This window comes from Pseudoalteromonas lipolytica (assembly GCF_900116435.1).
Taxonomy (GTDB): domain Bacteria; phylum Pseudomonadota; class Gammaproteobacteria; order Enterobacterales; family Alteromonadaceae; genus Pseudoalteromonas; species Pseudoalteromonas lipolytica.
Genome location: NZ_FPAZ01000009.1, coordinates 159,663 through 186,043 on the forward strand (window position 1 = coordinate 159,663; position 26,381 = coordinate 186,043).

At 41.2% G+C, this 26,381-nt stretch carries 20 protein-coding genes and 1 tRNA gene; 19 read left to right on the forward strand and 2 right to left on the reverse strand.

Annotated features, from left to right (window positions below; all coding sequences use genetic code 11):
• The first annotated feature begins 56 nt into the window (after positions 1 to 56).
• The 3 genes from BM378_RS11475 (at position 57) to BM378_RS11485 (ending at position 3,394) form a co-directional block, all read left to right on the forward strand.
• Positions 57 to 629, forward strand: a complete 573-nt coding sequence (locus BM378_RS11475; RefSeq protein ID WP_141687265.1) for a hypothetical protein — start codon at positions 57 to 59, stop codon at positions 627 to 629.
• Between the two features lie 60 nt (positions 630 to 689).
• Positions 690 to 2,480: a GGDEF domain-containing protein gene (locus BM378_RS11480; RefSeq protein WP_036973298.1), complete on the forward strand. Its 1,791-nt coding sequence runs from the start codon at positions 690 to 692 to the stop codon at positions 2,478 to 2,480.
• Positions 2,481 to 2,563: 83 nt separating this feature from the next.
• On the forward strand, positions 2,564 to 3,394 hold the full coding sequence (locus BM378_RS11485; RefSeq protein WP_074989226.1) for a substrate-binding periplasmic protein: 831 nt from the start codon (positions 2,564 to 2,566) through the stop codon (positions 3,392 to 3,394).
• 43 nt (positions 3,395 to 3,437) lie between these two features.
• Here the strand turns inward: BM378_RS11485 and suhB are convergent, their stop codons facing one another.
• Positions 3,438 to 4,241 (reverse strand): inositol-1-monophosphatase, encoded by an 804-nt coding sequence (gene suhB / locus BM378_RS11490; RefSeq protein ID WP_036973296.1) that lies wholly within the window; start codon positions 4,239 to 4,241, stop codon positions 3,438 to 3,440.
• A gap of 346 nt (positions 4,242 to 4,587) precedes the next feature.
• Between suhB and trmJ the strand changes: the two genes are divergently transcribed.
• The 11 genes from trmJ to nagP all read left to right on the forward strand — a co-directional run bounded on the left by trmJ (position 4,588) and on the right by nagP (position 17,974).
• Positions 4,588 to 5,310: a tRNA (cytosine(32)/uridine(32)-2'-O)-methyltransferase TrmJ gene (gene trmJ, locus BM378_RS11495; RefSeq protein ID WP_074989227.1), complete on the forward strand. Its 723-nt coding sequence runs from the start codon at positions 4,588 to 4,590 to the stop codon at positions 5,308 to 5,310.
• Between the two features lie 192 nt (positions 5,311 to 5,502).
• On the forward strand, positions 5,503 to 5,994 hold the full coding sequence (gene iscR, locus BM378_RS11500) for a Fe-S cluster assembly transcriptional regulator IscR (RefSeq protein ID WP_036973294.1): 492 nt from the start codon (positions 5,503 to 5,505) through the stop codon (positions 5,992 to 5,994).
• Between the two features lie 22 nt (positions 5,995 to 6,016).
• A complete protein-coding gene (locus BM378_RS11505; RefSeq protein WP_036973293.1) occupies positions 6,017 to 7,234 on the forward strand; it encodes an IscS subfamily cysteine desulfurase in 1,218 nt (405 codons plus the stop codon).
• Between the two features lie 40 nt (positions 7,235 to 7,274).
• A complete protein-coding gene (gene iscU / locus BM378_RS11510; protein ID WP_036973292.1) occupies positions 7,275 to 7,658 on the forward strand; it encodes a Fe-S cluster assembly scaffold IscU in 384 nt (127 codons plus the stop codon).
• Positions 7,659 to 7,669: 11 nt separating this feature from the next.
• The gene (gene iscA / locus BM378_RS11515; RefSeq protein WP_036973291.1) at positions 7,670 to 7,993 is read left to right on the forward strand and encodes an iron-sulfur cluster assembly protein IscA; all 324 of its coding nucleotides are present in this window, start codon (positions 7,670 to 7,672) and stop codon (positions 7,991 to 7,993) included.
• A gap of 78 nt (positions 7,994 to 8,071) precedes the next feature.
• Positions 8,072 to 8,599 carry a co-chaperone HscB gene (gene hscB, locus BM378_RS11520; protein ID WP_074989228.1) on the forward strand — a complete coding sequence of 176 codons (528 nt, stop codon included), beginning with the start codon at positions 8,072 to 8,074 and terminating at the stop codon, positions 8,597 to 8,599.
• A gap of 46 nt (positions 8,600 to 8,645) precedes the next feature.
• A complete protein-coding gene (hscA, locus tag BM378_RS11525; protein WP_036973289.1) occupies positions 8,646 to 10,508 on the forward strand; it encodes a Fe-S protein assembly chaperone HscA in 1,863 nt (620 codons plus the stop codon).
• An 11-nt stretch (positions 10,509 to 10,519) separates the two neighbouring features.
• Positions 10,520 to 10,858 carry an ISC system 2Fe-2S type ferredoxin gene (gene fdx, locus BM378_RS11530; RefSeq protein ID WP_036973288.1) on the forward strand — a complete coding sequence of 113 codons (339 nt, stop codon included), beginning with the start codon at positions 10,520 to 10,522 and terminating at the stop codon, positions 10,856 to 10,858.
• Positions 10,859 to 11,000: 142 nt separating this feature from the next.
• Positions 11,001 to 12,428, forward strand: coding sequence for an NAD-dependent succinate-semialdehyde dehydrogenase (locus tag BM378_RS11535; RefSeq protein ID WP_036973287.1), 1,428 nt, complete (start codon positions 11,001 to 11,003; stop codon positions 12,426 to 12,428).
• A gap of 1,401 nt (positions 12,429 to 13,829) precedes the next feature.
• Entirely contained in the window at positions 13,830 to 16,475 is a 2,646-nt protein-coding gene (locus tag BM378_RS11540; RefSeq protein WP_074989229.1) for a beta-N-acetylhexosaminidase, read from the forward strand.
• 215 nt (positions 16,476 to 16,690) lie between these two features.
• Complete coding sequence (nagP, locus tag BM378_RS11545) at positions 16,691 to 17,974, forward strand: N-acetylglucosamine MFS transporter NagP (RefSeq protein WP_405127516.1); 1,284 nt, start codon at positions 16,691 to 16,693, stop codon at positions 17,972 to 17,974.
• Between the two features lie 1,135 nt (positions 17,975 to 19,109).
• Here nagP and BM378_RS11555 read toward each other — a convergent pair.
• A tRNA-His gene (locus BM378_RS11555) sits at positions 19,110 to 19,185 on the reverse strand.
• Between the two features lie 277 nt (positions 19,186 to 19,462).
• Here BM378_RS11555 and BM378_RS11560 point away from each other — a divergent pair.
• From BM378_RS11560 to BM378_RS11580, 5 genes are all read left to right on the forward strand, one after another.
• Positions 19,463 to 20,281, forward strand: coding sequence for a mechanosensitive ion channel family protein (locus tag BM378_RS11560; RefSeq protein ID WP_036973285.1), 819 nt, complete (start codon positions 19,463 to 19,465; stop codon positions 20,279 to 20,281).
• A gap of 35 nt (positions 20,282 to 20,316) precedes the next feature.
• Positions 20,317 to 21,096: a DUF481 domain-containing protein gene (locus BM378_RS11565; protein WP_065979557.1), complete on the forward strand. Its 780-nt coding sequence runs from the start codon at positions 20,317 to 20,319 to the stop codon at positions 21,094 to 21,096.
• 155 nt (positions 21,097 to 21,251) lie between these two features.
• Positions 21,252 to 23,906, forward strand: a complete 2,655-nt coding sequence (locus BM378_RS11570) for an SLBB domain-containing protein (RefSeq protein ID WP_074989231.1) — start codon at positions 21,252 to 21,254, stop codon at positions 23,904 to 23,906.
• Between the two features lie 13 nt (positions 23,907 to 23,919).
• The gene (locus BM378_RS11575) at positions 23,920 to 24,816 is read left to right on the forward strand and encodes a Wzz/FepE/Etk N-terminal domain-containing protein (RefSeq protein ID WP_074989232.1); all 897 of its coding nucleotides are present in this window, start codon (positions 23,920 to 23,922) and stop codon (positions 24,814 to 24,816) included.
• A 26-nt stretch (positions 24,817 to 24,842) separates the two neighbouring features.
• Positions 24,843 to 26,108, forward strand: a complete 1,266-nt coding sequence (locus tag BM378_RS11580) for an O-antigen ligase family protein (protein ID WP_065979554.1) — start codon at positions 24,843 to 24,845, stop codon at positions 26,106 to 26,108.
• The last annotated feature ends 273 nt before the right edge of the window (positions 26,109 to 26,381 follow it).

Below are 26,381 nucleotides of genomic sequence, written 5' to 3' on the forward strand. Positions count from 1 at the left end.
AAGCCATGCTTAAAAAAGAACCGCCCTGTTTGGGCGGTTTTTTTATGGAAGAAATTATGAAGTATCTAATAAGTAATGTATTTATTATTTTTTTACTGCTCGGTTGCAAAGAGCAACAGGTTGCCAAGCAAGCTGAGTCAGCACCAAAGCCACCCACAATAACGCCAGAACAACAATTAGGTGAGTACCAAAGTTTGGCGTGGCAGGTTGTGACAGCACTGCAAGGGCAGTCAGATACGCAGCAAGTTAAATCCATGCTGTTGTCGTTGGTTCATTCATCACAGGGATTATTTTTAGCGTTTAATCAGGTGTTTCCAGAGTGTAAGCAGACATTAGACGCTATTACTGAATATGTTGAAAGCACACCGCTTACGGCAATCTCTAGTGACAATGAGCCCCTTAATTTACAACCTGAGTTACCCGATTTTACAGGGCCTAACTGTTATCACATACAACAGCTGTTACTTAATCCGTTAGCCGTTTTGGCGATGACGACACAACAACAAATGAATCATGTTGATATTGAACAGGCTGAACTAAAAATGATCGATAGCTTAGCGCGCATTAAGCAATTGGAATTAGTGGGAATAAATGAACAAGAGGTGAATGAAGCGCAGCGCTTGCCATAAAATTGTCATACTAGATTGCTAATTTAGTCATCTATTTGTATGACAGAAACTAGGTGAAAGGTGAGTGCACAACTACAGCGAATATTAGAAAACAGTGACATTAAAACGCTGTTTCAGCCCATCTTTGATGTTTCTAATCAACATATTTTGGGTTACGAGGCTTTAAGTCGGGGGCCAAAAAGCTCTGAACTTGAGATGCCCAGCGCTTTATTTTCTGCTGCAATTGCCTGCAATAAAATTTCAGAACTTGAGCTTTTGTGTCGCAGTAAAGCCATTGAAAACTTTGTTAAGCTCAACCTACAAGGTAAGTTGTTCTTAAATGTCAGCCCTAAAACACTGCTCGATCCATGTCATCCTAAAGGCGAAACATTACACCTAGTTGAACATTTTGGGCTGGCGGCTAATCGCGTTGTCATTGAAGTAACTGAACAAGAAAAAGTAGACGACGGATGTTTACTGTTAAAGACCATCGCGCATTATCGTCAATTAGGCTTTTCAATTGCCATTGATGATTTAGGGGCGGGTTATTCGGGGTTAAAGCAGTGGTCTGAGTTATGCCCTGAGTTTGTAAAGATTGACCGCTACTTTATTGATCACTGTGACCAAAGTGTGGTGAAAAAAGAGTTTCTAAAATCAATCATTGTATTGGCTAAAGCCACGAATACCCAAGTGATTGCCGAAGGTATCGAGCGCGTAGAAGAGTTACGTTTACTCGAAAGTTTAGGAGTGCAGCATGCACAGGGCTTTTTATTAGAAAGACCGAGTTTACAGCCCAGCTACCAAATTAATCTGCATTGCTTAAAACACCTTGAATCATCAGACAACAGCAGCAGCTTTGAACAATCAATGGCTATCGGTTGGCTTGCTGTTGAGCATGCCAGTATTGAGGCGAATACCCGTTGTAAAGATGCGCACAGTATTTTTGAGCAAGATAAAACACTCACCAGTCTTGCTGTCCTTGAGCAAAATAGTCCCGTAGGCTTATTACACAGGGATCAACTTACCGAGGTGTTTGCAGCTCCTTATGGTCACGCGCTTTATGATAAGCAGCCTGTTACCGCACTAATGGATAAGCAACCGCTAGTGGTTGATGAAAACGAATTGCTTGATACGGTTAGTCAACAAATCACCGAATTTGAATTCGATATTCGCCGCCATATCGTCATAACACGCAACGGCGACTACTTAGGATTGGCACCTTTGCGTAATATTCTCAAACACATCACCGAAGAAAAAATACGCCACGCTCAACACGCAAATCCATTGACCATGCTACCCGGTAATGTGGCAATAAATGAAGCTATCGAATTAAGGCTGCGCAACAGTTATGCGTTTTCGTTAGCGTATGTCGATTTAAATCACTTTAAGCAATTTAATGATTTATATGGATACGCCAGTGGCGACAGTGTGATCAAATTATTAGCTGAAGTGATCGTTGATGTTTGTAGCAAAAGCAAAGGCTTTGTTGGTCACATTGGTGGCGATGATTTTATGGTGGTATTCGATAAAGACGATGCAGAGCATAGGTGCCATGCGATCATTTCAGAATTTGAAGAAAAATCACGCGCCTTTTTTACCCCTGAACACATCTCGCAAGGTGGGTATTGGGCGAGTAACCGCGAAGGTAAAAAACAGTTTGTACCTTTGCTAACGCTGTCGATTGGTCTCGTTAAACCTGACCTTGAGCAATGCATTAATAGCCACCAAGTTGCAGCACTCGCAACCGATGCGAAAAAAGAGGCCAAACGCTTTAAAACGAGTCACTTATTTGTTTGTAAGCGTCGTTGTCCGGCCCCGGCAGTGGTGAGGCTAAGTGTCGCGAGCGATGACACCCTGCAAATCGGGTTATGAAGAAAATTTGAGTTCGGCCAATTTCACTTGTGTCTCACTCTAAGCCAGTGTAGGTTAAAAAAAACACGTTAAGAATAATAATAATGAAGCGACTATGTAGTGCAATCCTTGTTGTGCTAAGCCTAGGATGCAGCCTGCCTATTGATGCCAAAAATGTGGTGAACTTAGCCATAGAGCAACGTCCCTTGTATCAGCGCGATCATTATTTACACGCGCTGTTAGCTGCAGCGTTTCGTGCCGCAAAGTATCCCACCGTTATAAACGAAGTACTGGTGCACCCTCATCAACAGCGCACATTACTCATGCTCGACGAAAACCAAGCCGATGTCTATTGGAGTATGACCAGCCCAGAGCGAGAGCATCTAGCGATTGCTGTTCCAGTCCCTTTATTTAAAGGGTTTATCGGTAAACGCGCACTGCTTACAAAACGTGAATTTTTACCGCGGTTTAAAGAGGTAAAAACTAAACAAGACTTAATGGCGTTTACCGCTATACAAGGTCATGACTGGCCTGATACAAAAATATTGGCGCAAAATGGCTTAGCGGTTCGGCCACTGGCGAATTATCAAGCAATGTTTAACTTAGTTATAAGTGGCCGGGTTGATTACTTCCCGCGTTCATTTATCGAGGTGACTTCAGAGCTTAAGCAAATAAATAGTGAGCAACTGGCGATTGTGCCCAATGTCTATATTAGCTACCCGAGCGCTTTTTATTTTTTTGTTAGCAATAACAAGCCAGAGCTAGCCGAGGTATTATTAATAGGCTTAAACGCGATGAAAAGCTCAGGTGAGTTTGATCAGCTGTTCAACAGTTACTTTGCTGAAGACTTAGCCGGTCTGCCGTTTACAGAAAAGAGTGCCATAGAAATAAAGTTGGAGAATGACTATTTTCAGCCACAAAAAAAGGAGCCGTAGCTCCTTTTTGTCATGCTAATCACGCGTTAGAACTAATGGGTTATTAGCGAAGTAGTGACTCAGTTAATACTGGACGAATTTCACGAATGATTGCTTGTGTTAATTTAGGCGCGCCACAGATAATGTTGCCGCTTTGGTTGTAGTTAATACCGCCTGCGAAATCAACAACCATACCGCCCGCTTCTTTAACTAAAAGCTCACCAGCGGCTGTATCCCAAGGCTTAAGGCCAATTTCGAAAAAGCCATCAACACGGCCAGCTGCAACATACGCCATATCTAGAGCAGCAGAACCTGCACGACGAATATCAGCCGTGTGAATAAATAAAGCTTTGAATGCCTCAGAGTATGCGTCTAAGTGATGCTTTTGTTTAAACGGGAAACCTGTAGCAAGAATAGAACCTGCTAACTCGTTAGTTTTTGATACACGTAAACGCTTGCTGTTAAGCTGTGCGCCTTGACCGCGAGACGCTGTGAATAATTCACCACGAATTGGATCATAGATAACAGCTTGGTCTAAACGACCTTTTACTTTAAGTGCGATTGATACTGCGTAATGAGGGATACCCTTGATGAAGTTTGTTGTGCCATCAAGTGGGTCAACAATCCATTGGTAATCTGCATCTTTTCCTTTGTGCTCACCTAGTTCTTCACCAACGATACAGTGATCAGGGTAAGATCTTAAAATAGTGTCACGGATTGCGGCTTCAGCTTCTTTATCGATGTTAGTCACTAAATCGTTAGTGCCTTTTTGTTGTACATCAACTTTTGATAAGTCTTCACTTGCGCGAAGTAAAATTTTGCCTGCGTTACGCGCAGCGCGAACCGCAATGTTTAACATTGGATGCATAGCATTACCTTTGGGTTGTAAAAGAACGAATATATTTAAGCCGGCGTATTCTAGCGGTTTTTACTGCAAAGTAAACAACAAAGCGGAAATACTTTTGGTTGTTTTTTGTACTGAACTGATTTTAAATTAAATTTCTATCTGACTATTTTTAAAAGCTAAAAATTATACGGGGCGTTTCATACATAAATCTGATACTAAAAATAAGGATGTACTAGTAAAAGAAAAACCCCTAGCACCGCCCATGATCTGTGATCAATACTGATTGATCGCGTGATCTGTATAGCCTCCAGAATAGCTTTCATGGTAGAATTCGCGCAATTTTTGACATTCAGTAAGTAACAACGCAATGACACTTGATGATATTCGTATCGTATTAGTTAACACATCTCATTCTGGTAATATTGGCTCAGCAGCACGTGCTATGAAAACGATGGGCTTATCAAACCTTTATCTTGTTGACCCTGCATGTGAAATTGATAGTCATGCCAGTGCGCTTGCTGCAGGTGCAACCGATGTTTTAGGCAAAGCCGTGGTTGTTGATACCCTTGCTGATGCGATTGCTGATTGTAGTTTAACGATTGGCACCAGTGCTCGTTCGCGCACCTTGTCTTGGCCGATGGTTGAGCCACGTGAATGTGGTGAAAAATTAGTGGCAGAAGCGGCGAATGGCCCTGTTGCACTCGTGTTTGGTCGTGAAAATAGCGGTTTAACCAATGAAGAGTTACAACAGTGTAACTATCATGTGTGCATTCCTGCGAACCCAGAATACAGCTCATTAAACCTTGCTATGGCAGTACAAACTCTGTGCTATGAAACACGTATGGCGTATTTAAACACCCAGCCAAAACAGCAAGAACAAGACGACGTTACTTACCCTAACGCAAAACAAACTGAGTTGTTCTATGAGCATTTAGAGCAAACATTAAACGACACCGGGTTTATCATCAAACAGCACCCAGGTATGGTGATGACTAAATTACGTCGTTTGTTTAATCGTGCGCGCCCAGAAGAAGCCGAAATGAATATTTTACGCGGCATTCTGACTTCAATTAATAAGTCTATAAAATAATCACAGGTTATAAGCATAATACTTGACTAAATTACTCAGGTAATTACAATAGACATAGTACTTGACCAATTTAGTCGGGTATTCGGTTTTATCAATGGCAAGTATCAATTTTTATCACGTGATAATACTTGACTATTTTGGTCTGGTAATTAAAATTTGCACACCTTAGCGTGCAGTAACATCGGGGGCTCCATGAAGTTAACATCAAAAGGCAGATACGCAGTAACCGCCATGTTGGATGTTGCACTCCATACAAATGTGGGTGCAGTGCCCCTTGCCGATATTTCTGAGCGACAAGAAATTTCGTTGTCTTACCTCGAACAATTATTCGCCCGTTTACGTAAAAATGGCCTTGTGACTTCTGTGCGTGGCCCAGGTGGTGGATATTTATTAGGACGTGGCGCGAATGAAATTTCTGTTGGCGATGTTATCAATGCCGTTGATGAGTCTGTTGATGCAACTCGCTGCCATGGTGCAACGGGTGGCTGCCAAAGTGGCATGCGCTGTTTGACTCATACATTGTGGTCAGATTTAAGCGCGCGTATCGAAGATTTTTTAAATAGTATTACCCTTGCTGAATTGGTAGAAAAATCAGATGTGAAAGAAGTCGCATCGCGCCAAGATAACAGCATCAACACTGCAATTAAGCAACTGGAAAACATTCAAGTAAGCTGTCAACTGTAGCTTGACGAAAGCGGAGAGAGAAATGAAGTTACCGATTTATTTAGATTACGCAGCAACCACGCCTGTTGATGAACGTGTGGCAAAAGAAATGATGCAATGCCTGACTATGGACGGTAATTTTGGTAATCCTGCATCACGCTCACACCGTTTTGGTTGGCAAGCAGAAGAAGCGGTTGATCAAGCGCGTACAGACATTGCTGATCTGATTAACGCTGATCCACGTGAAATTGTTTTCACTTCAGGTGCTACAGAATCAAATAACCTCGCCATTAAAGGTGCTGCACAGTTCTATAAAAAGAAAGGCAAGCACGTCATCACGGTTAAAACAGAGCACAAAGCAGTGCTTGATACATGTCGTGAATTAGAGCGTCAAGGTTTTGAAGTAACCTACATGGACGTTGAAGAAAACGGTTTACTTGACCTTAAAAAGCTTGAAGCCGCTATGCGTGATGACACGGTACTTGTTAGTGTCATGCACGTTAACAACGAGCTAGGTGTTATCCAAGATATCGCGACCATCGGCGAAATGTGCCGTGAGCGCAAAATTATGTTCCACGTTGATGCGGCACAAAGTGCAGGTAAAGTACTTATCGACGTGCAACAGTTAAAAGTTGATTTTATGTCGTTCTCTGGCCACAAAGTATATGGCCCGAAAGGTGTTGGCGCATTGTATGTTCGTCGTAAGCCACGTGCTCGTTTAGAAGCACAAATGCACGGTGGTGGTCATGAGCGTGGCATGCGTTCAGGCACACTGGCTACTCACCAATTAGTGGGTATGGGTGCGGCATTTAGAATCGCAAAAGAAGATTTCGAAAAAGACCATGCACATATCAGCGCACTTCGTAAGCGTTTGGTTGATGGCATTATGGCTGATATGGACGAAGTTTACTTCAATGGTGAACCAAGTCAGTCAGTTCCGGGTATTGTAAACATCAGCTTCAACTTTGTTGAAGGTGAGTCGTTATTAATGGCTGTTAAAGACATTGCTGTTTCATCAGGTTCAGCCTGTACCTCAGCAAGCTTAGAGCCTTCTTATGTACTACGTGCGTTAGGCCGTAACGACGAATTAGCACACAGCTCAATTCGTTTCAGCATTGGCCGCTTTACGACTGAAGAAGAGATTGATTATACCGTCGAACTAATCAAAAACTCGATTGGCCGTTTACGTGAGATGTCTCCTTTATGGGAAATGCATCAAGAAGGTATTGATTTAGATTCAGTTGAGTGGGCGCATCACTAATCAGTGATCGCCGCCGCTAGCAGGTAGTGAGGATAGTATTATGGCTTATAGTGATAAAGTAATCGATCATGTTGAAAATCCACGTAACGTGGGTTCTTTAGACAAAAATGATCCATCTGTTGCAACAGGTATGGTGGGTGCACCTGCGTGTGGTGACGTAATGAAATTGCAAATTAAAGTATCACCAGAAGGTGTTATTGAAGATGCAAAATTTAAAACATATGGTTGTGGTAGCGCAATCGCCTCTTCTTCACTTGTAACAGAGTGGGTGAAAGGTAAAACATTAGACGAAGCTTCAACAATCAAAAACACTGATATCAGTGCAGAGCTTGAATTACCACCAGTGAAAATTCACTGTTCAATTTTAGCAGAAGACGCGATTCAAGCAGCGATTGCTGATTACAAAAGCAAACAAGCGAAGTAAGAGATAAATTCATGGCAGTGACATTGACAGATGCGGCAGCAAACCGCGTAGAATCATTTTTAGCAAATCGCGGTAAAGGCATTGGCCTTCGCGTAGGCATTAAAACGACGGGCTGTTCAGGTCTTGCTTATGTTCTTGAATTTGTTGATGAGTTAGCAGATGGCGACGAAGTTTTTGAATGTCGCGGTGTGAAAGTAATCGTTGATGCAAAAAGCTTAGTGTACATAGACGGCACTGAACTTGATTACACTAAAGAAGGTTTGAACGAAGGGTTTAAGTTTAATAACCCGAATCAGGCCGATGAGTGTGGTTGCGGCGAAAGCTTTACCGTTTAAGCTAGCACGTTTTCCTTGCTTGAAGCCCTACCTGTGTAGGGCTTTGTTCTTTTTCTGTTTACCGAGTTGGATTATGTAATGCGTTACTTTGAGTTATTTGCGATTCCAGTAGACTATAACATTGATTTAGCGACTATTAATAAACACTACCTCGAGCTGCAACGTGCAGTTCATCCAGATCGTCATGCCAGTGCTAGTAGCCGCGACAAACTACTTGCTGTGCAAAACGCGGCTGAAATCAATGATGCATTACAAACGTTAAAGCACCCGGTAAAGCGTGCTGAATACATGCTTAGTGAGTTGGGCGTTGATATTCGTGCTGAACAACAAACATTACAAGATCCGCTATTCTTAATGCAGCAAATGGAGCTTCGAGAAGAGTTCGAAGAGCTTGAAAATGCCGCAGATCCTGATGCAGCAATTGCCCAGTTTGAAACGCAAATTAAACAGTTAGACACGCAATACAGCAGCGAACTGGCTGATCAGCTAGCAAGCAATGATGAACAGCAATGGCAGGCAGCGGCGGATAATATTCGTAAGTTAAAGTTTGTTTATAAGCTACGCGAAGAACTTGAGCGAATTGAAGACAGTTTATTTGATGATTAATCGTTAGTTGTAACTTAACAGCTATTTAAGAGTTTAAAAGAGCATTATGGCATTATTGCAAATTGCTGAGCCGGGGCAAAGCGCGGCACCACATGAGCACAAATTGGCAGTGGGTATTGACCTAGGTACAACAAATTCACTTGTTGCGACTGTCCAAAGTGGCGAAGCTCGCACACTAACAGACCTTGCAGGTAATGCAATGCTGCCGTCGGTTGTTCAGTACCAAGCAGACAGCATATTAGTGGGTGAACAAGCGGCTGCAGCGGCCACACAAGACCCAGCAAATACACTCATTTCAGTGAAGCGCTTCTTAGGCAAAACACAAACCGAAATTGAGCAAAGTTACGGTCAATTACCGTATCAGTTTTGTGAACATAATGGCTCACTTGCCATTAGCACTGTTGCTGGCGCAATCAGCCCGGTGTCGGCATCAAGTGAAATATTAAAAACCTTAAAACAACGTGCTGAAGAAAGCTTTGCCGGCCAAGATATTATGGGCGCCGTGATCACTGTGCCAGCGTACTTTGATGATGCACAGCGTCAAAGCACTAAAGACGCGGCTGAACTTGCGGGTATTAATGTTTTACGCTTACTCAACGAGCCAACAGCGGCGGCAGTTGCCTACGGCCTAGACTCAGGTCAAGAAGGCATTATTGCCGTTTATGACTTGGGTGGCGGTACTTTCGATATCTCTATTTTACGCCTGCATCAAGGGGTATTCGAAGTCATGGCGACAGGCGGTGATTCGAGCCTAGGTGGTGACGATTTCGACTCATTACTGGTTGACTACTTTAAGCAGCAAACGGGTGTTAACGAGTTATCGGCATCGGTTTTACGTTTATTCATCAATAAAGCAAAAGCCTGTAAAGAAGCATTAAGCCAATACCAAACAGTGAACGTTGGCTTAGAGTTTGATGGCCAAAGCTACACAGTTGAAGTAACGCGCGAAACCTTTGATGAATTGGCGCTAGGACTTGTAAAGAAAACGCTTCGCTCGTGCCGACGTGCGGTAAAAGATGCCGGCATCGAAAACCAAGAAGTACTGCAAGTTGTTATGGTGGGTGGGTCTACCCGCATGCCGATTGTACGCTCTCAAGTTGCGGCATTTTTTGATAAAGAACCACTGACCTCAATTGACCCCGATCGTGTTGTGGCCCTTGGTGCTGCACTGCAAGCAGATGTGTTAGTGGGTAATAAGCCCGATTCAGACATGTTATTGCTCGATGTACTACCACTTTCGCTTGGTCTTGAAACCATGGGCGGTTTGGTCGAGAAAATCATTCCACGTAACACCACAATCCCGGTGGCACGTGCACAAGAGTTCACCACCTTTAAAGATGGTCAAACGGCGATGTCATTACACGTGCTGCAAGGCGAGCGTGAATTAGTAGATGATTGTCGATCGCTGGCTAAATTTAGCTTAAAGGGCATTCCGGCTATGGCGGCAGGTGCAGCGCATATTCGTGTTACTTTTAAAGTTGATGCCGATGGTCTATTGAGCGTATCAGCAATGGAAAAATCAACTGGTGTGCAAGCTGAAATACAGGTAAAACCTTCATTTGGCTTATCGGATGACCAAGTTGCTAATATGCTGAAAGAGTCGATGACAAATGCCAAAGACGACATGGAAGCGCGAATGCTCAAAGAGCAGCAAGTTGAAGCATTACGTGTTGTTGAAGCACTTGAAGCTTCACTCGCAACCGATAGCCAATTGCTTGATGAACAAGAATTAAGTGTGTTAAAAGCAGAAATTGCTAAACTTATTGCGGTACGCGAAAGTGCCACAACACCGGCAGAAATTAAAGCAGCGATTGAAGCTGTAGATAATGCAAGTAGCGAGTTTGCTGCGCGTAGAATGGACGCATCAATTAAAAAAGCGCTGCAAGGGCAGTCAGTAGACGAAGTTTAACGAGGTAAGGTATGCCACAAATTATTTTTCTTCCACACGAAGAGTTATGCCCAGAAGGCGCAGCAATTGAAGCACCTGCAGGCGAAACTGTATTAGATGTTGCGCTTAAAAATGGCATTAGCATCCCACATGCCTGTGAAAAATCATGCGCGTGTACGACATGTCATTTAATTATTCGCGAAGGGTTTGACTCTTTAGACGAAAGTGATGAGCTAGAAGACGACATGTTAGATAAAGCATGGGGACTTGAACCAGAGTCACGTCTTGGTTGCCAAGCAATCATTAAAGATGAAGATCTTGTGGTTGAAATTCCAAAGTATAATCTCAATATCGTTAATGAAGAGCATTAATTCTTAACGGCTTTGAATACCTAAAAACCGCTGTAGTTGCTTGGTCTCTACAGCGGTTTTTTGTTTTTTAGCTGTCAGATAGTAGATTTCAGATGATAGTCGTCAGATTTCTGATTTCTAGTGTCTTTAACTTGGAGGTTCTATGTCTGATTTGGTTTTTTCTGATTCATTTATCGACGGTGACTTTTATTCTACAAGCCAGCGTTTTAGTGTCGATAATCCCGCAACCGCAGAGGCTATTACCCATGTCTCTAATATTGATAAAGCCGGGGTTGAACTGGCTATAAAAAGTGCCGACGAAGCCTTTAGCAAACTAAAGCAAACAACGGCGACTGAGCGCAGTGAAACGTTGCGACGTTGGTACGACTTAGTCATTGAGCATAAACAACAACTTGCTGAGTTAATGACCAAAGAGCAAGGTAAACCTTTAAAAGAAGCATTGGGTGAAGTGGAGTACGGCGCCGGGTTTATTAAATGGTTTAGCGAAGAAGCCAAACGCAGTTACGGCGATAGTATTCCTGCGACGGATAGTCAGCATCGTTTATCAACAATAAAGCAGCCCGTGGGTGTGGTGGCAGGTATTACACCGTGGAATTTCCCGATTGCCATGATCACGCGTAAAGTTGCCCCCGCATATGCGGCAGGCTGTAGCTTTGTTATTAAACCTTCTGAGCATACGCCATTGTGTGCAATTGCACTTGCATATCTCGCTGATAAAGCCGGTTTCGTGAAAGGTGCCTTAAATGTGGTGGTCTCTGAAAACGCAAAAATGGTCGGCGAAATCATGACCGAGTCTGAGCGCGTACGTAAATTTACTTTCACAGGTTCAACTGGAGTCGGTAAGCAATTACTCGCTCAGTGTGCTTCTACAATTAAGAACACATCGATGGAGCTCGGTGGTAATGCTCCCTTTATTATTTTTGAAAATGCCAATTTAGATGACGCCGTTACAGGGCTCATGGGCGCGAAGTTTAGAAACGCAGGGCAAACCTGTGTCGCCGCAAACCGTATTTTTGTAGAGCGCTCAGTGCTTGAAACCGTGCTTGAAAAACTCACTGACAAAGTAGCAGAGTTAAAAGTAGGCAATGGCCTTGATGAAGGGGTGGATATTGGCCCATTAATTTACCCAAAAGCAAAAGAGAAGGTACAAAGCTTAGTCGAAGATGCGGTGAACAAAGGGGCTTCTTTAATTGGCGATAATAAGGAGCTTGAGGGCAGTTTTCAAGCGCCACTCATTTTGACTGATGTCACCCCAGAGATGGATATTTACCATGATGAAGTGTTTGGTCCTGTAATCAGCATTATTGCCTTTGATAACGAACAAGAAGTACTGAAACTTGCCAATGATGTGCCTTATGGCTTAGCTGCTTATTTTTACAGTGACAACATCAAGCAAATTTATCGCGTAAGTGAAGCACTTGAATACGGCATGATAGGCATCAACGAAGGGCTTATCTCAAACCCAGTTGCCCCATTTGGTGGTGTGAAACAGTCGGGCCTGGGTCGTGAAGGTGGTCATCAAGGCTTAGATGAGTATCTAGAAGAGAAGTATCTTTGTATGAAGATTTAAAAGCCGCTTTAACCTCTGCGCGCGAAATAAATTTAACGCCTACAACAAACTGTAGGCGTTATGCTTGCATGGCGCATTTAGGCAGCAACATCTCTTTTATAACATTCACGGCTAAAGCCCCTCCTACAAAAAGCCCCTCCTACAAAAGATACACATCACACACGTAGGAGGCGTTTTAACGCCGAAAAGCAAACCTATTCAGCGGTATTAAACAGCCTTCTCAGTATAACTGTATTAGCTCGTATCTCGCTTTTCGATGCTCGTTGCTTATAACCCTTTCACGGCTAAAGCCACTCCTACAAAAGATGCACACGATACACGTAGGAGGCGTTTTAACGCCGAAAAGCAAACCTATTCAGCGGTATTAAACAGCCATCTCGATTTAGCTCGCACCTCGTTGCTTACAACCTCTTCGCGCGAAATAAATTTCACGCCTACAACAAACTGTAGGCGTTATGTTTTCATGGCGCATTTAGGCAGCAACATCTCTTTTAAAATTCACGGCTAAAGCCACTCCTACAAAAAGCCCTCCTACAAAAGATGCACATCACACACGTAGGAGGCGTTTTAACGCCGAAAAGCAAACCTATTCAGCGGTATTAAAAGCCTTCTCAGTATAACTGTATTAGCTCGCATCTCGTTTTTCGATGCTCGTTGCTATAACTCTTTCGCGGCTAAAGCCACTCCTACAAGTGACATACATCACACACGTAGGAGGCGTTTTAACGCCGAAAAGCAAACCTATTAACTGGCATTAAACAACCTTCTCAGTATAACTGTATTAGCTCGTATCTCGCTTTTCGATGCTCGTTGCTTATAACCCTTTCGCGGCTAAAGCCCTCCTAAAAAAGATGCACATCACACACGTAGGAGGCGTTTTAACGCCGAAAAGCAAACCTTTTCAGCGGCATTAAACAACCATCTCGATTTAGCTGTACTAGCTCGTATCTCGCTTTTCGATGCTCGTTGCTTATAACCCTTTCACGGCTAAAGCCACTCATACAAAAGATGCACACGATACACGTAGGAGGCGTTTTAACGCCGAAAAGCAAACCTATTAACTGGCATTAAACAGCCATCTCGATTTAGCTCGCACCTCGCAACTCGTATCTCGAAGCTTATTTATCTCGCATCTCGTCGCTTATAACCTCTTCGCGCGAAATAAATTTCACGCCTACAACAAACCGTAGGCGTTATGCTTGCATGGCGCGTTTGCGCAGCAACATCTATTTAATAAAATTAGCGTTAAAACGCTTCCTACGATGAAGCTACCCGCTTATTTTTAATAAAATGATAGCGCTGTCATTTTAGTTTTTATATGATAGGTATGAATAATAAACAAAAATGACAAATATTACGGAATAAATACCGTAAACTCAGGGCTTAAACGAGGAGAAAGTAATGGATTTTAAGAGGTCAATACTCGCCGCGATACTGGTAGCATCACCTGTAGTCGCACATGCGACACTGACGCAATCACAGGTTAATCACTTTGCTAAAGACACTGAATTACTATTTTCGGTAGAAGATAATTTCCGTAATAAAGACGCGGGGTTCTTAGGTCAAATTACGCTTAATAATCGCTCTGACGTGGCTTTGCCTGCGGGTGAAAGTGATTGGCAGCTTTATATTCATTCTGTTCGTAAAATTTCGACCGAACATGTCGCAGGCTTAAATATTGAACATGTTAATGGTGACTTACACCGTATAGTGCCAACGAGCAGCTTTAAAGGGTTAGCAGCGGGTGAAAGCCTAGAACTGCCTTTTGATGCACAAGTATGGGTTGTTGCTTACAGCGATTTTATGCCGCGTGCATTTTTTGTTTCAGGAAAAAATAAGCCAGCGGTATTTGCAAACACAGATACCGAAGACTTTAAACAATTTGTAATGCCGTTTACGCGCGATAACCAATTATACCGCTATAACGAGCCGAAAGATTTATCTGTGCTTGCAACGCCTAAAGTACGCTTTGAAAGAAACAATGCCGATAACGTTGCTGTAAGTAAAGAAGAAGCACTAAAACGCATTATTCCAAAACCACGCAAAGTTGACTTTAACCGGGGTACAACAACTATCAATAATGATTGGCAAATTAGTTATCAAGGTCAGCTCAAGCACGAAGTAATGGTGTTTATGCAAGACTTACAAGATGACTATGGTATTAGCCTTAAAGCGCAGCCTGACCATATTAACCTTGGTAAAGAGAAACTTATTCGTCTTAAAGTCGACCCTGCACTGAATGCCGGTAAAGCTGAAAGCTACACCCTCGAAATTGATGATGAAGTCATTAACATCGTCGGCAGTGATAATGCTGGTGTGTTTTATGCGATGCAAAGTGTGCTTAATTTGATGCCAGCAGCAACCCAAGGCTCAGCAAGCTTACCTCAGCTTGAATTAGAAGACTCACCTCGCTATGGCTGGCGTGGTATGCATTACGATAATGGCCGTAACTTTCACGGTAAAGAAGCCATGTTTAAGCTCGTTGAGCAAATGGCGCGCTATAAAATGAATAAGCTACATTGGCATTTTTCTGAAGATGAAGGCTGGCGACTCGAAATACCTGGCCTACCGGAGCTTACCGAGGTAGGTGGATACCGTTGTTTTGATTTAGAAGAGCGCACCTGTTTATTAACGCAGCTAGGTACGGGACCATTTAAAACAGGTTCGGGCAATGGTTACTTAAAACGCGAAGAATTTGTTGAACTGTTAAAATACGCAAAAGATCGCCATATTCAGATCATCCCTGAAGTAGAGGGACCCGGGCATGCGCGTGCATCAATAAAAGCGATGGAGGCACGTTATCATAATATGCTCGAACAAGCCGAAAAAGCAGCTAAAAACAATATAAAAACTGGCTCGGCCAAGCAAGAAATACAACAAGTGGATATGGGTCCTGCAACACAGTATCTACTGACCGATCCGAAAGATACCTCAGTGTATATGACGGTACAAAATTACAAAGATAATTCGATGAATGTCTGTATGGATTCAACCTATGCATTTTTAGATAAAGTAACGTATGAATTACAACAAATGTACCGCGAAGCGGGCGTACAGCTGAAAAACCTACACATTGGTGGTGATGAAGTGGGGGCTGGTTCATGGATTGGCTCACCTGTTTGTCAGGCGTTATTTGCCGAGCCGAGTAATGGCGTGTCGGGCCCCGCTGATCTTAAACCATACTTCACGCAACGCGTCGCGACACTATTAGAAAAGCGCGGTATTTCCCCAGGAATTTGGGAAGACGGCATTATGTATGACCGTGAGAATTCATTTAAACGTGATGAATTCCCAAATAAAACCTTTACGGTTAATACATGGGATAATATTTGGGAGTGGGGCGTTGCAGACAGAGCATATCGGTTAGCAAATGCGGGCTACCAAGTGGTGTTATCACATGGCACGCACTTATATTTCGATCATCCCTATGAAGCCAGCCCAGAAGAGCGTGGTTATTATTGGGCAACCCGTTACACCGATACTAAAAAAACCTTTAACTACATGCCAGACGATGTATACGCGAACGCAGACTATACCCGTACTCGCGAGCCAATTGTTAATTTAGAAGCCTTGGTTGGTCGCCCGTTACCTAAGCTTGAGAAACCTGAAAATATTCTGGGTATGCAAGGTCAGGTGTGGTCTGAAACTATCCGCACTGAAGATCAGGTGTTAGCGATGATTTTTCCGCGTATTTTGTCAGTTGCAGAACGTGCGTGGCACAAAGCAGAGTGGGAAGGCGAAAATGTCGATACCAAAAAGCAAGCGAAAGACTGGGCTGAATTCTCAAGCGCTGTGGGTTTAAAAGAGCTCGAAAAGCTGGCGCAAGATGGTATCAATTTGCATTTACCTGTGCCGGGAGCTGTTATTGAAAATGGGACGTTAAAAGCCAACACAGCGTTTAACTATTTAAGCATTGAATACAGCCTAGATAATGGAAAAAATTGGCAGCTTTATACTGATCCGATCAGTGTTGAAAATGGTGCGAATGTAGCCTTGCGCAGCCGTTTAAATTCGCAGCAAACAAGCCGAATAACCTATGTAAATTAATAGATTACAAGCAAACTAAAAGGGCCTTTGGCCCTTTTTTATTATCTTGCTTTTAACTAAAGGCATCGTATTATGACTACAATTTGATGTCAGTTTAATGGCAGCGCTGTCATTTTTGTTGCGTTAGTGTTATAAATATTTCATCAAACGTATTTATAATCATCTTGAACAAATGGCGTTGATAAATTGAGTCAATGCTATGAATGGGAATTACCATGTCAGAAACGAATAAACAAAGCAGCCTAATACCTATGGCTATCGTTGCCACGCTGTTTTTTATCTTAGGCTTTGCTACTTGGTTAAATGGCTCTTTAATGCCTTTCCTGCAGCAAGTTTTGCAGCTTTCGCCGTTTCAGGCGTCGTTGATTATTTTCTCGTTTTATATCGCGGTAACATTCACTGCGATTCCATCAGCGATGATTATTCGTAAAGTGGGTTACAAAAATGGTATGGCCCTTGGCATGGCAACCATGATGGTTGCAGGATTGTTATTTATTCCTGCTGCAAAAACACAAGTGTTTGCACTGTTTTTATTTGCGCAACTCGTTATGGGCGCGGGTCAAACATTACTACAAACAGCGGTGAACCCGTATGTGGTAAGAATTGGCCCCGAGGAATCAGCCGCAGCCCGTGTAAGTGTTATGGGTATTTTAAATAAAGGTGCTGGGGTTGTAGCCCCGATTGTGTTTACCGCACTCATACTGAGTGATTTTAAAGGGTTTATAGGTAAAGAGCTCAGCCAAGCTGACATCGATGCCATGGCCAATGGCTTAATATTACCGTATTTAGGGATGGCACTTTTTATTGGTATACTTGGCTTCGCAGTGACCAAAATGCCGTTACCTGAACTAATTGATGATGCTGATGAACAGCAGCCTGGGCAAGTTAAAAAAGCATTGGCACATCCGAGCCTTGCGTTAGGGATTGTAGCGTTGTTTGTGTATGTGGCTGTCGAGGTAATAGCTGGTGACACCATTGGTAGCTTTGCTCTGTCATTGGGTGTCGAGCAATACAGTGTGATGACATCGTACACCATGGGTTGTATGGTACTTGGTTACTTTTTAGGTATCTTATTGATTCCACGTGTGTTGTCTCAGCAGGCAGCACTGACTATTTCAGCGCTGTTAGGGTGTGTGTTAACGCTTGCGATAGTAACAGGCAGTAATGAGTCGGTCGTTATTTCTACATTGCTTGGCCTAAAATCGGTACTTCCTGATACCTTATTGCTGATTGCTGTGCTAGGCTTTGCCAATGCAATTGTTTGGCCAGCAGTTTGGCCGCTAGCGCTTTCGGGCTTAGGTAAGCTTACCAGTGTGGGGTCGGGCTTGCTTGTTATGGGTATTGCTGGCGGTGCATTTGGTCCGTTATTTTGGGGCCTTGCAAGTGGCGGCGTTAAAAGTGCCGAGGCGCAACAAATGGCTTATATTGTGATGTTGCCTTGTTATTTATTCATACTTTTCTATGCTGTAAAAGGGCATAAAATGAAAAGTTGGAAGTAATTAAAAAGCGTGAGGTAAAGACGAGTAAATCGTCGGCCTTGCACTGATGTAAAGCATTTCTAGTAAATAGAAATAATCCCGTGTGTAATGCCACCGAAAGGTGGCATTTTTTTGTCTTATTTAAACCGTAGGCGTTATGCTTGCATCGCGCGTTTGCGCAGCAACGTCTCTTTATAAAATTCACGGCTAAAGCCCTTCCTACAAAAGATGCACACGACACACGTAGGAGGCGTTTTAACGCCGAAAAAGCAAACCTGTTCAGCAACATTAAACACCCACCTCGATTTAGCTCGCACCTCGCTGCTCGTACTTCGTAGCTTAAAACCCTTTCACGACTAAAGCCCTTCCTACAAAAAATGCACACGACCCACGTAGGAGGCGTTTTAACGCCGAAAAGCAAACCTATTCAGCGACATTAAACAACTATCTCGATTTAGCTCGCATCTCGCAATTCGCATCTCGTACCTCGTTGCTTACAACCTCGTCGCTTATAACCTAATTTCACGCCTACATTAAACCGTAGGCGTTATGCTTGCATGGCGCGTTTGCGCAGCAACCTGTCTTTTAAAATTCACGACTATAGCCCCTCCTACAAAGATGCACACGACACACGTAGGAGGCGTTTTTAACGCCGAAAAGCAAACCTTTTCGGCGGCATTAAACACCCATCTCGGTTTAGCTCGCATCTCGCTGCTCGTACTTCGTAGCTTAAAACCCTTTCACGGCTAAAGCCCTTCCTACAAAAGATGCACACGACATACGTAGGAGGCGTTTTAACGCCGAAAAAGCACACCTGTTCAGCAACATTAAACAACCATCTCGGTTTAGCTGTACTAGCTCGCATCTCGCATCTCGCATCTCGCTTTTCGATGCTCGTTGCTTATAACCTATTCGCGCGAGATAAATTTCACGCTTAGATTAAACCGTAGGCGTTATGCTTGCATGGCGCGTTTGCGCAGCAACTTTTTAAATAGCTTTGTGGTTAAAAAATAAGCAAGGTGAAATATATAAGATGTGCTGAATAAAAACAGAGAGTTAAAAACAAAGGCTAAAAATTGAAATAAAATAATGCTAGGATAACTAGGCTAAGAATAAATCTATAAAGGAACAACAAAAGAAATACAAAAGGGGGGAGTGGGGCGACTGATGGGGCTTGAACCCACGACAACCGGAATCACAATCCGGGGCTCTACCAACTGAGCTACAGCCGCCACTGAGATACACCATGTTTGGTGTGGCGCGCATATTACATAATTAACGTGGGCTTGTGAACCCCTAAATATAAAAAAAGATAAAAAAGTTGAAAGAGTAAGAAATTTCAGAAACTTAACACTGGTCAGCTGGCGTTCAGTTTCGGGGGCTAGACTCTCGCTTTTGCAATTAAGCAATCACTCATTGATTAATCTGCATGTTATTTAATGATTTTTTAACCAAAGATCATATATAATTTCAACAGCGTTACGCTAAAAATGAACTTCAGGAGAGAACATGGATACAATAATGAACTGGATCAATGAGAATTCAGATTTAATAATACATTACGCCGTTCAGGCTGTTCTGGCGCTAATTATCTTCTTTATTGGTAGCCGCATCGCCAAATTCTGCGAAGGGTTAACTGAAAAAGCATTTGATAAGAAAAAAGTAGATAAAGCGGTAGGTTCATTTGTAGCGAGCATTGTTTATGCAATCGTTTTTGCTGCAACAATCTTAATGGCTCTATCTCAACTAGGTATCGAGACAACATCATTCATTGCTATCTTAGGTGCTGCGGGCTTAGCTGTTGGTTTAGCACTTCAGGGTTCATTATCTAACTTTGCTTCTGGCGTATTAATTATTTTACTTCGTCCGTTCAAATCAGGTGACTATGTTGAAGCTGGCGGTAAAGCGGGTACGGTTAAGAAAATTGAAATTTTCTCTACAGAAATGCGCACACCAGACAATAAAGTAATTGTAATGCCTAACTCAAAAATCATGGGCGATGCAATTGTTAACTATTCACGTGAGTCTACACGTCGTATCGACTTAGTAATTGGTGTTGGTTACGACGCTGATCTTAAAGAAGCAAAAGCAGTGCTTAAGTCAGTACTAGACAAAGAAACGCGTTTATTAAAAGATCCTGCATACACAGTAGCTGTATCTGAACTTGCCGATTCAAGCGTAAACTTTGTGGTTCGTCCATGGGTTAACTCTGCTGACTATTGGCCAACATATTTCGACTTAATGGAAAACATTAAGATTGCACTTGATGATGCAAACATCACTATTCCATTCCCGCAAATGGACGTTCATTTGCACAAAGAAGACTAAATTGTCTAATTAAAAGTAGTAAAGGTTATTTTTTAATGAAATTAAAAGCTTTATCAATTCTAGTTGCAGCATCTGCTGCAACTAGCGCATTCGCAGCCGATGAAACGAAAACGTGGGACGTTACGAGTGAGTTAGGTGCCATCATAACCAGCGGTAATACAGAAACAACCACTCTAAAAGGTGGCATAAAGGTATTACATAACCTTGAGAGCTGGAATAACGAATATAAGCTTGATGGTCTTTATAAAGAAGACGAGATCGAAAATGATGCCGGTGTTAAAGAAACACAGCGTACTAACGAAAAGTACTCTTTTTCTGCACAGGGTAACTACAAGCTAAACGAAAAGCACTCACACCTATTCATTTACGGTTCGCACGTATCTGATTACTTTGGTGCTTACCGTAATGAGACCGTAGTTTCAGCGGGTTATGGTTTACGATTAATCGACCGTTCTGATATGTGGTTAAATGCAGAAGTGGGTCCAGGTTATAAATACTTCCAATACCCAGACACAAGCACAGAAGTTGACGAAAACGGTAACTCACTTGCGGGTGAGCGTGAAGGTGAAGCAATTGCGTTAGGTAAACTTGACTACAATTGGCAAATTTCAGACAGTGCGCGTTTCACTCAGCTCGTTTCTGTGGAGTACGGTGATACCAACACCAAAACACGTTCTGAGTCAGCCATTCTTGCTAAAATTAATGGTTCACTGCAAATGAAAGTGGCGTACAATATTACCCACAACTCTGATGTCGCTGACGACAAAGAAAATACAGATACTGAAACGTCATTAACGTTGGTTTACAGTTTTTAATCTTTGTTTTAAGTAGTTATAAGAGCTTCTGGCTCTTATAACTTTTTTACAATTTACCCTTCAAAAGTCCTTCATACCGTTATATTTATATTTATAAACATAGTGTACAATAGCCGCCCTTACTCAGAATTAGAATTTATAGGACATATTGTAAAATGGCGATTAGACACCTGTTTATGCTTTTTACTCTTTTTTGTGTGAGTACTGCATTTGCAATTACACCTAGTAAAGAACAAATAGAACAATTTAAAAAGCTACCGAAAAGCCAACAAGTACTTTTAGCTAAGCAGTATGGTATTGACTTAGGCAGTATTTCTAGTTCTGACAATAATACTCAAGCCACCAAGCAGCAAGGTGAGTTAGGTTCTTCGATTAATAAGAATCAAAAAACGCAATCTGAAGAAAATTATTTTTCTGATGAGGAAAAGCGTTTCAAACCGAAAGTAGATAAAGTACAGCCATTTGGCTACGATATTTTTTCTCAACAAACATCATCATTCAATCAAGCCGAGGTAAGCCTAGTACCTGATGACTATTTATTAGGAATTGGCGATAAGCTTAAAATTACCTTATTTGGTCAACAAAGTAGTGAGCAAATAGTAGAGGTCGATAGTAGTGGTCGTATTGCTATTCCTGAACTACAACCAATTGATGTTATTGGGCTGACATTCGCAGATCTAGTTGGTTTATTGAAAGAAAAGGTTTCTAGAGAACTGATAGGGACATCGATCTATGTCTCTATCGCAGAGTTAAAAAGTATTAATGTCTTGGTATTAGGAGAAGTTTCTACTCCGGGTAGTTACTCTTTGAACTCACTTTCAACCATTACTCATAGTCTCTACAAAAGTGGAGGTTTAACTGATATAGCGTCATTGCGCAACATTCAACTGCGTAGAAAAGGTAAATTGATACAGACATTAGATCTTTATGAATTACTATTGCAAGGGAATACCGTTGGTAACATTGAGCTAAAATCAGGTGATACCGTTTTTGTTCCTAGCATAACTAACCGTGTGAAAGTTGTTGGTGCTGTTAGAAGACCAGCCTATTTTGAGTTTAAAGAAAACGAGACTGTCAGTGATGTTTTAGATATGGCTGGTGGTGTAAAAGCCTCAGCATATAAAGATGAAGTGAAAATTGTTCGGTATTCGAATGAGGCCCGTAAGTTAATTTCAATTTCGCCAACTGAATTGGCAAATTTTAGGCTACATGACGGTGATGAAATATCGGTTCAAGAGTCAAGTAATGAATTTAGAAATGAAGTGACTCTTATCGGGGCTGTTGTTCGTCCTGGTAAATACAGCTTATCGAAAGCCCCAGACTTATTATCACTTATTGGTAATCCTAGAACTAGTTTACTACCACAAGCAGATAAGCATTATGGCTTAATTTTACGTGGTGGAGCGTTTAGTGATATTTCAATTATTCAATTTAGCCTCACTGAGCTATTAGAAAGCAATATTCCTTTAAAAGCGGGCGATGAAGTTTTTGTATTTAGTCGTTATGAATACAAAGATGAAGAGGATAAAATGCTGGCTTCGCTAGATTTAACTGAAAAGGAATTAGAGCTTCAGAACAGATCTAAACTTTGGCATTTATATGAGCAACAACTGTTCGAAGCGTTTGTAAATGTTGATGCATTAGGCCAGCTAAATGGAGAAGAAGAAAGCAAGGCGTTTATAGCTGAAGAAAATATGAAATGGTTGTCACAAATAGGTGGAGTAAGAGAACTTAATGATAAGGTTTTGAGTCCTTTTTCTCGTGCTAACTTGTTACAAGCAATTTTGAAAAAGTTAAATTATCAAGCATCACCAAGCAAGCCAGTGAAGATTATTACAGTTAAAGGGAAGGTACGTTACCCTGGAAACTACCCAATTGGCGATAACTTTACTGTCGCCGATGCCGTCAATGCTGCTGGGGGATTAGTTGAATCTGCTTATATGGCTCAAGCTGAGTTAACGTCATATAAAAGAGGCGCTGAATTAGATGTTGAACATGCAAGCTTCAATTTACAGACAGAACTAAACGCCCCGACAATCTATTTGTCAAGCAAGGATACTTTAAACATTCTTGCAACACCAAAGTGGAGTGAAGAAAATCAAGTTTCACTAAGAGGGGAAGTTAAATTTCCTGGTTTGTATACAATAGCCAGAGGTGAATCTTTGATCAGTGTTATTGAAAGGGCTGGTGGATTTACTGAGTTTGCGGCTATCAATGGTGCTGTATTCACTCGTGATGAGATTAAAAAGCAAGAGCAGTTGCAAATAAAAAAATTAACAGAGAGTCTACAAAGAGAAATAGCAACAAAGAGTTTACGCCCAGGTGGGAATGATGTTGCTTACTCTGAAGTAAAACAGCTATTAGCCGATCTATCAAAGGTTGAAGCTAAAGGTAGACTAGTTATTGATTTACCTAAAATATTGAATGGTGAACAAAACTTGATTCTGCAAGATGGTGACGCATTGATTATACCGCCACAAAGAGACTCAATTAGTGTGATAGGTGAAGTTAATTACCCATCATCACATTTATATGAAGGAACACTAGATTTATCTCAATATGTATCAAAAAGTGGCGGCTTTAAAGAGTTTGCTGATGAAGACCGTCTGTATATTATTAAGGCGAATGGCTCTGTAGTTATACCTAAATCTAGTTGGTTTGCGGTTGAACGGAACAATTTATTAGAACCTGGCGATACCATTGTTGTACCGCTAGATTCAACATCACTTGACACACTTACATTGTGGAGCACAAGCACACAAATTATTTATCAAATTGGTGTTGCTATGGCAGCGATAAGTAGTATTTAAAGGAGCTGCTATTATGGAAAAAGTGATGAATCAAGATGAAGCCGTTACGCTTGGTGAAGTGATTAGTTATTTATTTAAACGAAAGCTTCTAATCATATTCGTTAGTTTTGCTTTTGTGGCATTAGGTGTTGCTATCGCAATTTCAAAGCCTAATATTTATCAAGCGCAAGCCGTCCTGTCGCCAGCGTCAAACTCAGGAGAGATGGGGGGAGGCGCAACAAGCCAACTAGGCGGTTTAGCTGCATTAGCAGGTGTTAGCTTAGGTGGAGCTGCAAACGACAAGTCTTTATTTTATCTAGAGGTTTTTCAAAGTAGAAAGTTTCTTACCATGTTTATTGAAAAACACTCTCTACAGAAAGAACTGTTTGCTGCACAAGGGTATGATCCAGTTAAAGATCAACTTATCTATGACGAAGAGAAGCTACAAAGACTTGATGCAAATTCACCTAATCCGGTGACTATTAATTTTATTTATGAAAAATTTATTGATGATAACTTTATATTAGAAGTAAATAAAAAAACGGGGCTAATTACACTATCAATTCGTCATTTTTCACCGAAATTTACTAAAAAAGTGACTGAGCTAATAGTTAAAGATATTAATTATGCGATTAGAACAGAAGAAATCTCTGATGCGGTTAAAAGTATCAATTACTTAGAGAAAGCATTGGCTAATACAAATGTGTTAGAGACAAAAAAGATGTTCTATCAACTAATTGAACAGCAACATAGAACAAAAATGCTTGCAACCGTTAAAGAAGAGTTTGCTTTTAAAGTTGTCGATCCTGCAATAGTACCAGAACGCAAGTTTTCACCTAATCGCGCCCTTATTGTAGTCGTGAGTGGTTTAATCGGTGGAGTATTGATATGCATGATAGTGATTGTTTCTGCATTACGAAATAAAAATTAATCTGTAGCTTCGCTGGGGTTAGTGTCTTGAAATTTAATAATTTATTAATTAATAAAATAATTTGGTTATTCATCACATTATTCCCAGTTTTGCCCCACACACTCGGAGCGCCTAATGCGCAGAAAGTACTCCATATTTTTGCTTTTCTATTCGTTGTAGCAACACTTATAGTTAAACCTGTTAGGTTTGATAAGAGAGTAATTAAATACACAGTTATCATTGTAGGCTCATTAATTTTATATTATGCGGGCTTATCGCTAATATTCACAGAAAAGCTTACTTTTAAAGACTTACCTGATTATTTAAGACCAATAATCTACCTACTCTATATCATGATTCCTTTCTTATACCCTTTAGAATCAGATGATTGGTCAGACTTTTTTTCTTTTTTTAAAAAGCTTTTTATTTTTCAAATCTTAATTTCAGCATTAGTTTATTTACCTGCTCTGTGGCCATTGGTTGATCTATTTAAAGGGCGTCCAAGCGATGATATGGCTTTACACTTCTATCGATGGTCTGGTACATACGGTTACCCTTCTGATTTTTCATTCTATTTATCCATTTTTATATTTTACTATTTTTGTTTTTTTGCAAATCGTATGCGAATTTCAATGAAAGAGTGGGTGATCATTGCTGCTGCTTTTATCGCTATGTTTTTAAGTTTTAGTCGTGGCGGATTGTTTTCAACATTTGGTATTTTAGGGCTCGCTTTTTGGTTAACTGGCGCAAGAAAGCGTAAGAGTGCATACGTTTTGATTGCTTCAGTATTCATTATTTTAACTGCTGTCGTTATCACTTTTAGCGAAGAATTTGTTCAAGTATCTTATATTTTGGACACATTTGGTGGTGAAGATGGAAATGTTGATGATTCAACAAGCCATAGATTGAAAGAAATGCAGTTAGCTTATGATTATATGGCTGCAAATCCACCTTTTTCATCAGGCTCAAATCGGGACGAATTAGCAACCCAAATTGAAGTAATTGAATCGTTTTATGGTTTCCATTTAATCAAATGGGGGATTGTTGGCTTATTGGCAATATTATTGGTCAAGTTAGCTGCCTTGTATATTTGCGTTTATGTGTACAAAGAGTCAAAAAAGGCCCAAAAACCTCTTTTTCCTATGGCTTTTTCAGTTGCTTGTTTAATTGCATCCGAAGTGCTTCTATTCGGCCTCTCATCGGCAATAAGTGATCGCTTTAAAACCCTACCTACATTTTATTTATTACTTGGATATGTTTTATATGAATATACAATTATGCATAAAAAACATACAGTTGAAAGTTCAAAATAGCTTCATTTTCTGTTCTTTTTTTAGTCTCTCCTTGGTTGGTTTATAACCAGTTTTTTCTGGTGACTTTTTCACCATTATCCTTAAAATGACAGTGTCCATTAACAACTTGAAAAAGTTGCAATTCATTTAACTTATTGTTTTATATGATTTTTTCTGTGTAATATTTGGTTTTTTGTTACTATTCACTTTAAGTTCATAATAAAGGTGAAATTTTTTTTTGCATTTACCTTGAATAAATTTTGTTTACTAATCATACTGATTAGGCCTGCAGTT

Coding starts and splice junctions, on each gene's coding strand:
- BM378_RS11475 (WP_141687265.1), top strand. CDS start 57: ATGAAGTATCTAATAAGTAATGTATTTATTATTTTTTTACTGCTCGGT.
- suhB (WP_036973296.1), bottom strand. CDS start 4,241: ATGCATCCAATGTTAAACATTGCGGTTCGCGCTGCGCGTAACGCAGGC.
- BM378_RS11485 (WP_074989226.1), top strand. CDS start 2,564: ATGAAGCGACTATGTAGTGCAATCCTTGTTGTGCTAAGCCTAGGATGC.
- BM378_RS11560 (WP_036973285.1), top strand. CDS start 19,463: ATGGATACAATAATGAACTGGATCAATGAGAATTCAGATTTAATAATA.
- nagP (WP_405127516.1), top strand. CDS start 16,691: ATGTCAGAAACGAATAAACAAAGCAGCCTAATACCTATGGCTATCGTT.
- BM378_RS11505 (WP_036973293.1), top strand. CDS start 6,017: ATGAAGTTACCGATTTATTTAGATTACGCAGCAACCACGCCTGTTGAT.
- iscA (WP_036973291.1), top strand. CDS start 7,670: ATGGCAGTGACATTGACAGATGCGGCAGCAAACCGCGTAGAATCATTT.
- fdx (WP_036973288.1), top strand. CDS start 10,520: ATGCCACAAATTATTTTTCTTCCACACGAAGAGTTATGCCCAGAAGGC.
- BM378_RS11575 (WP_074989232.1), top strand. CDS start 23,920: ATGGAAAAAGTGATGAATCAAGATGAAGCCGTTACGCTTGGTGAAGTG.
- BM378_RS11540 (WP_074989229.1), top strand. CDS start 13,830: ATGGATTTTAAGAGGTCAATACTCGCCGCGATACTGGTAGCATCACCT.
- hscA (WP_036973289.1), top strand. CDS start 8,646: ATGGCATTATTGCAAATTGCTGAGCCGGGGCAAAGCGCGGCACCACAT.
- BM378_RS11570 (WP_074989231.1), top strand. CDS start 21,252: ATGGCGATTAGACACCTGTTTATGCTTTTTACTCTTTTTTGTGTGAGT.
- BM378_RS11565 (WP_065979557.1), top strand. CDS start 20,317: ATGAAATTAAAAGCTTTATCAATTCTAGTTGCAGCATCTGCTGCAACT.
- iscR (WP_036973294.1), top strand. CDS start 5,503: ATGAAGTTAACATCAAAAGGCAGATACGCAGTAACCGCCATGTTGGAT.
- hscB (WP_074989228.1), top strand. CDS start 8,072: ATGCGTTACTTTGAGTTATTTGCGATTCCAGTAGACTATAACATTGAT.
- trmJ (WP_074989227.1), top strand. CDS start 4,588: ATGACACTTGATGATATTCGTATCGTATTAGTTAACACATCTCATTCT.
- BM378_RS11535 (WP_036973287.1), top strand. CDS start 11,001: ATGTCTGATTTGGTTTTTTCTGATTCATTTATCGACGGTGACTTTTAT.
- iscU (WP_036973292.1), top strand. CDS start 7,275: ATGGCTTATAGTGATAAAGTAATCGATCATGTTGAAAATCCACGTAAC.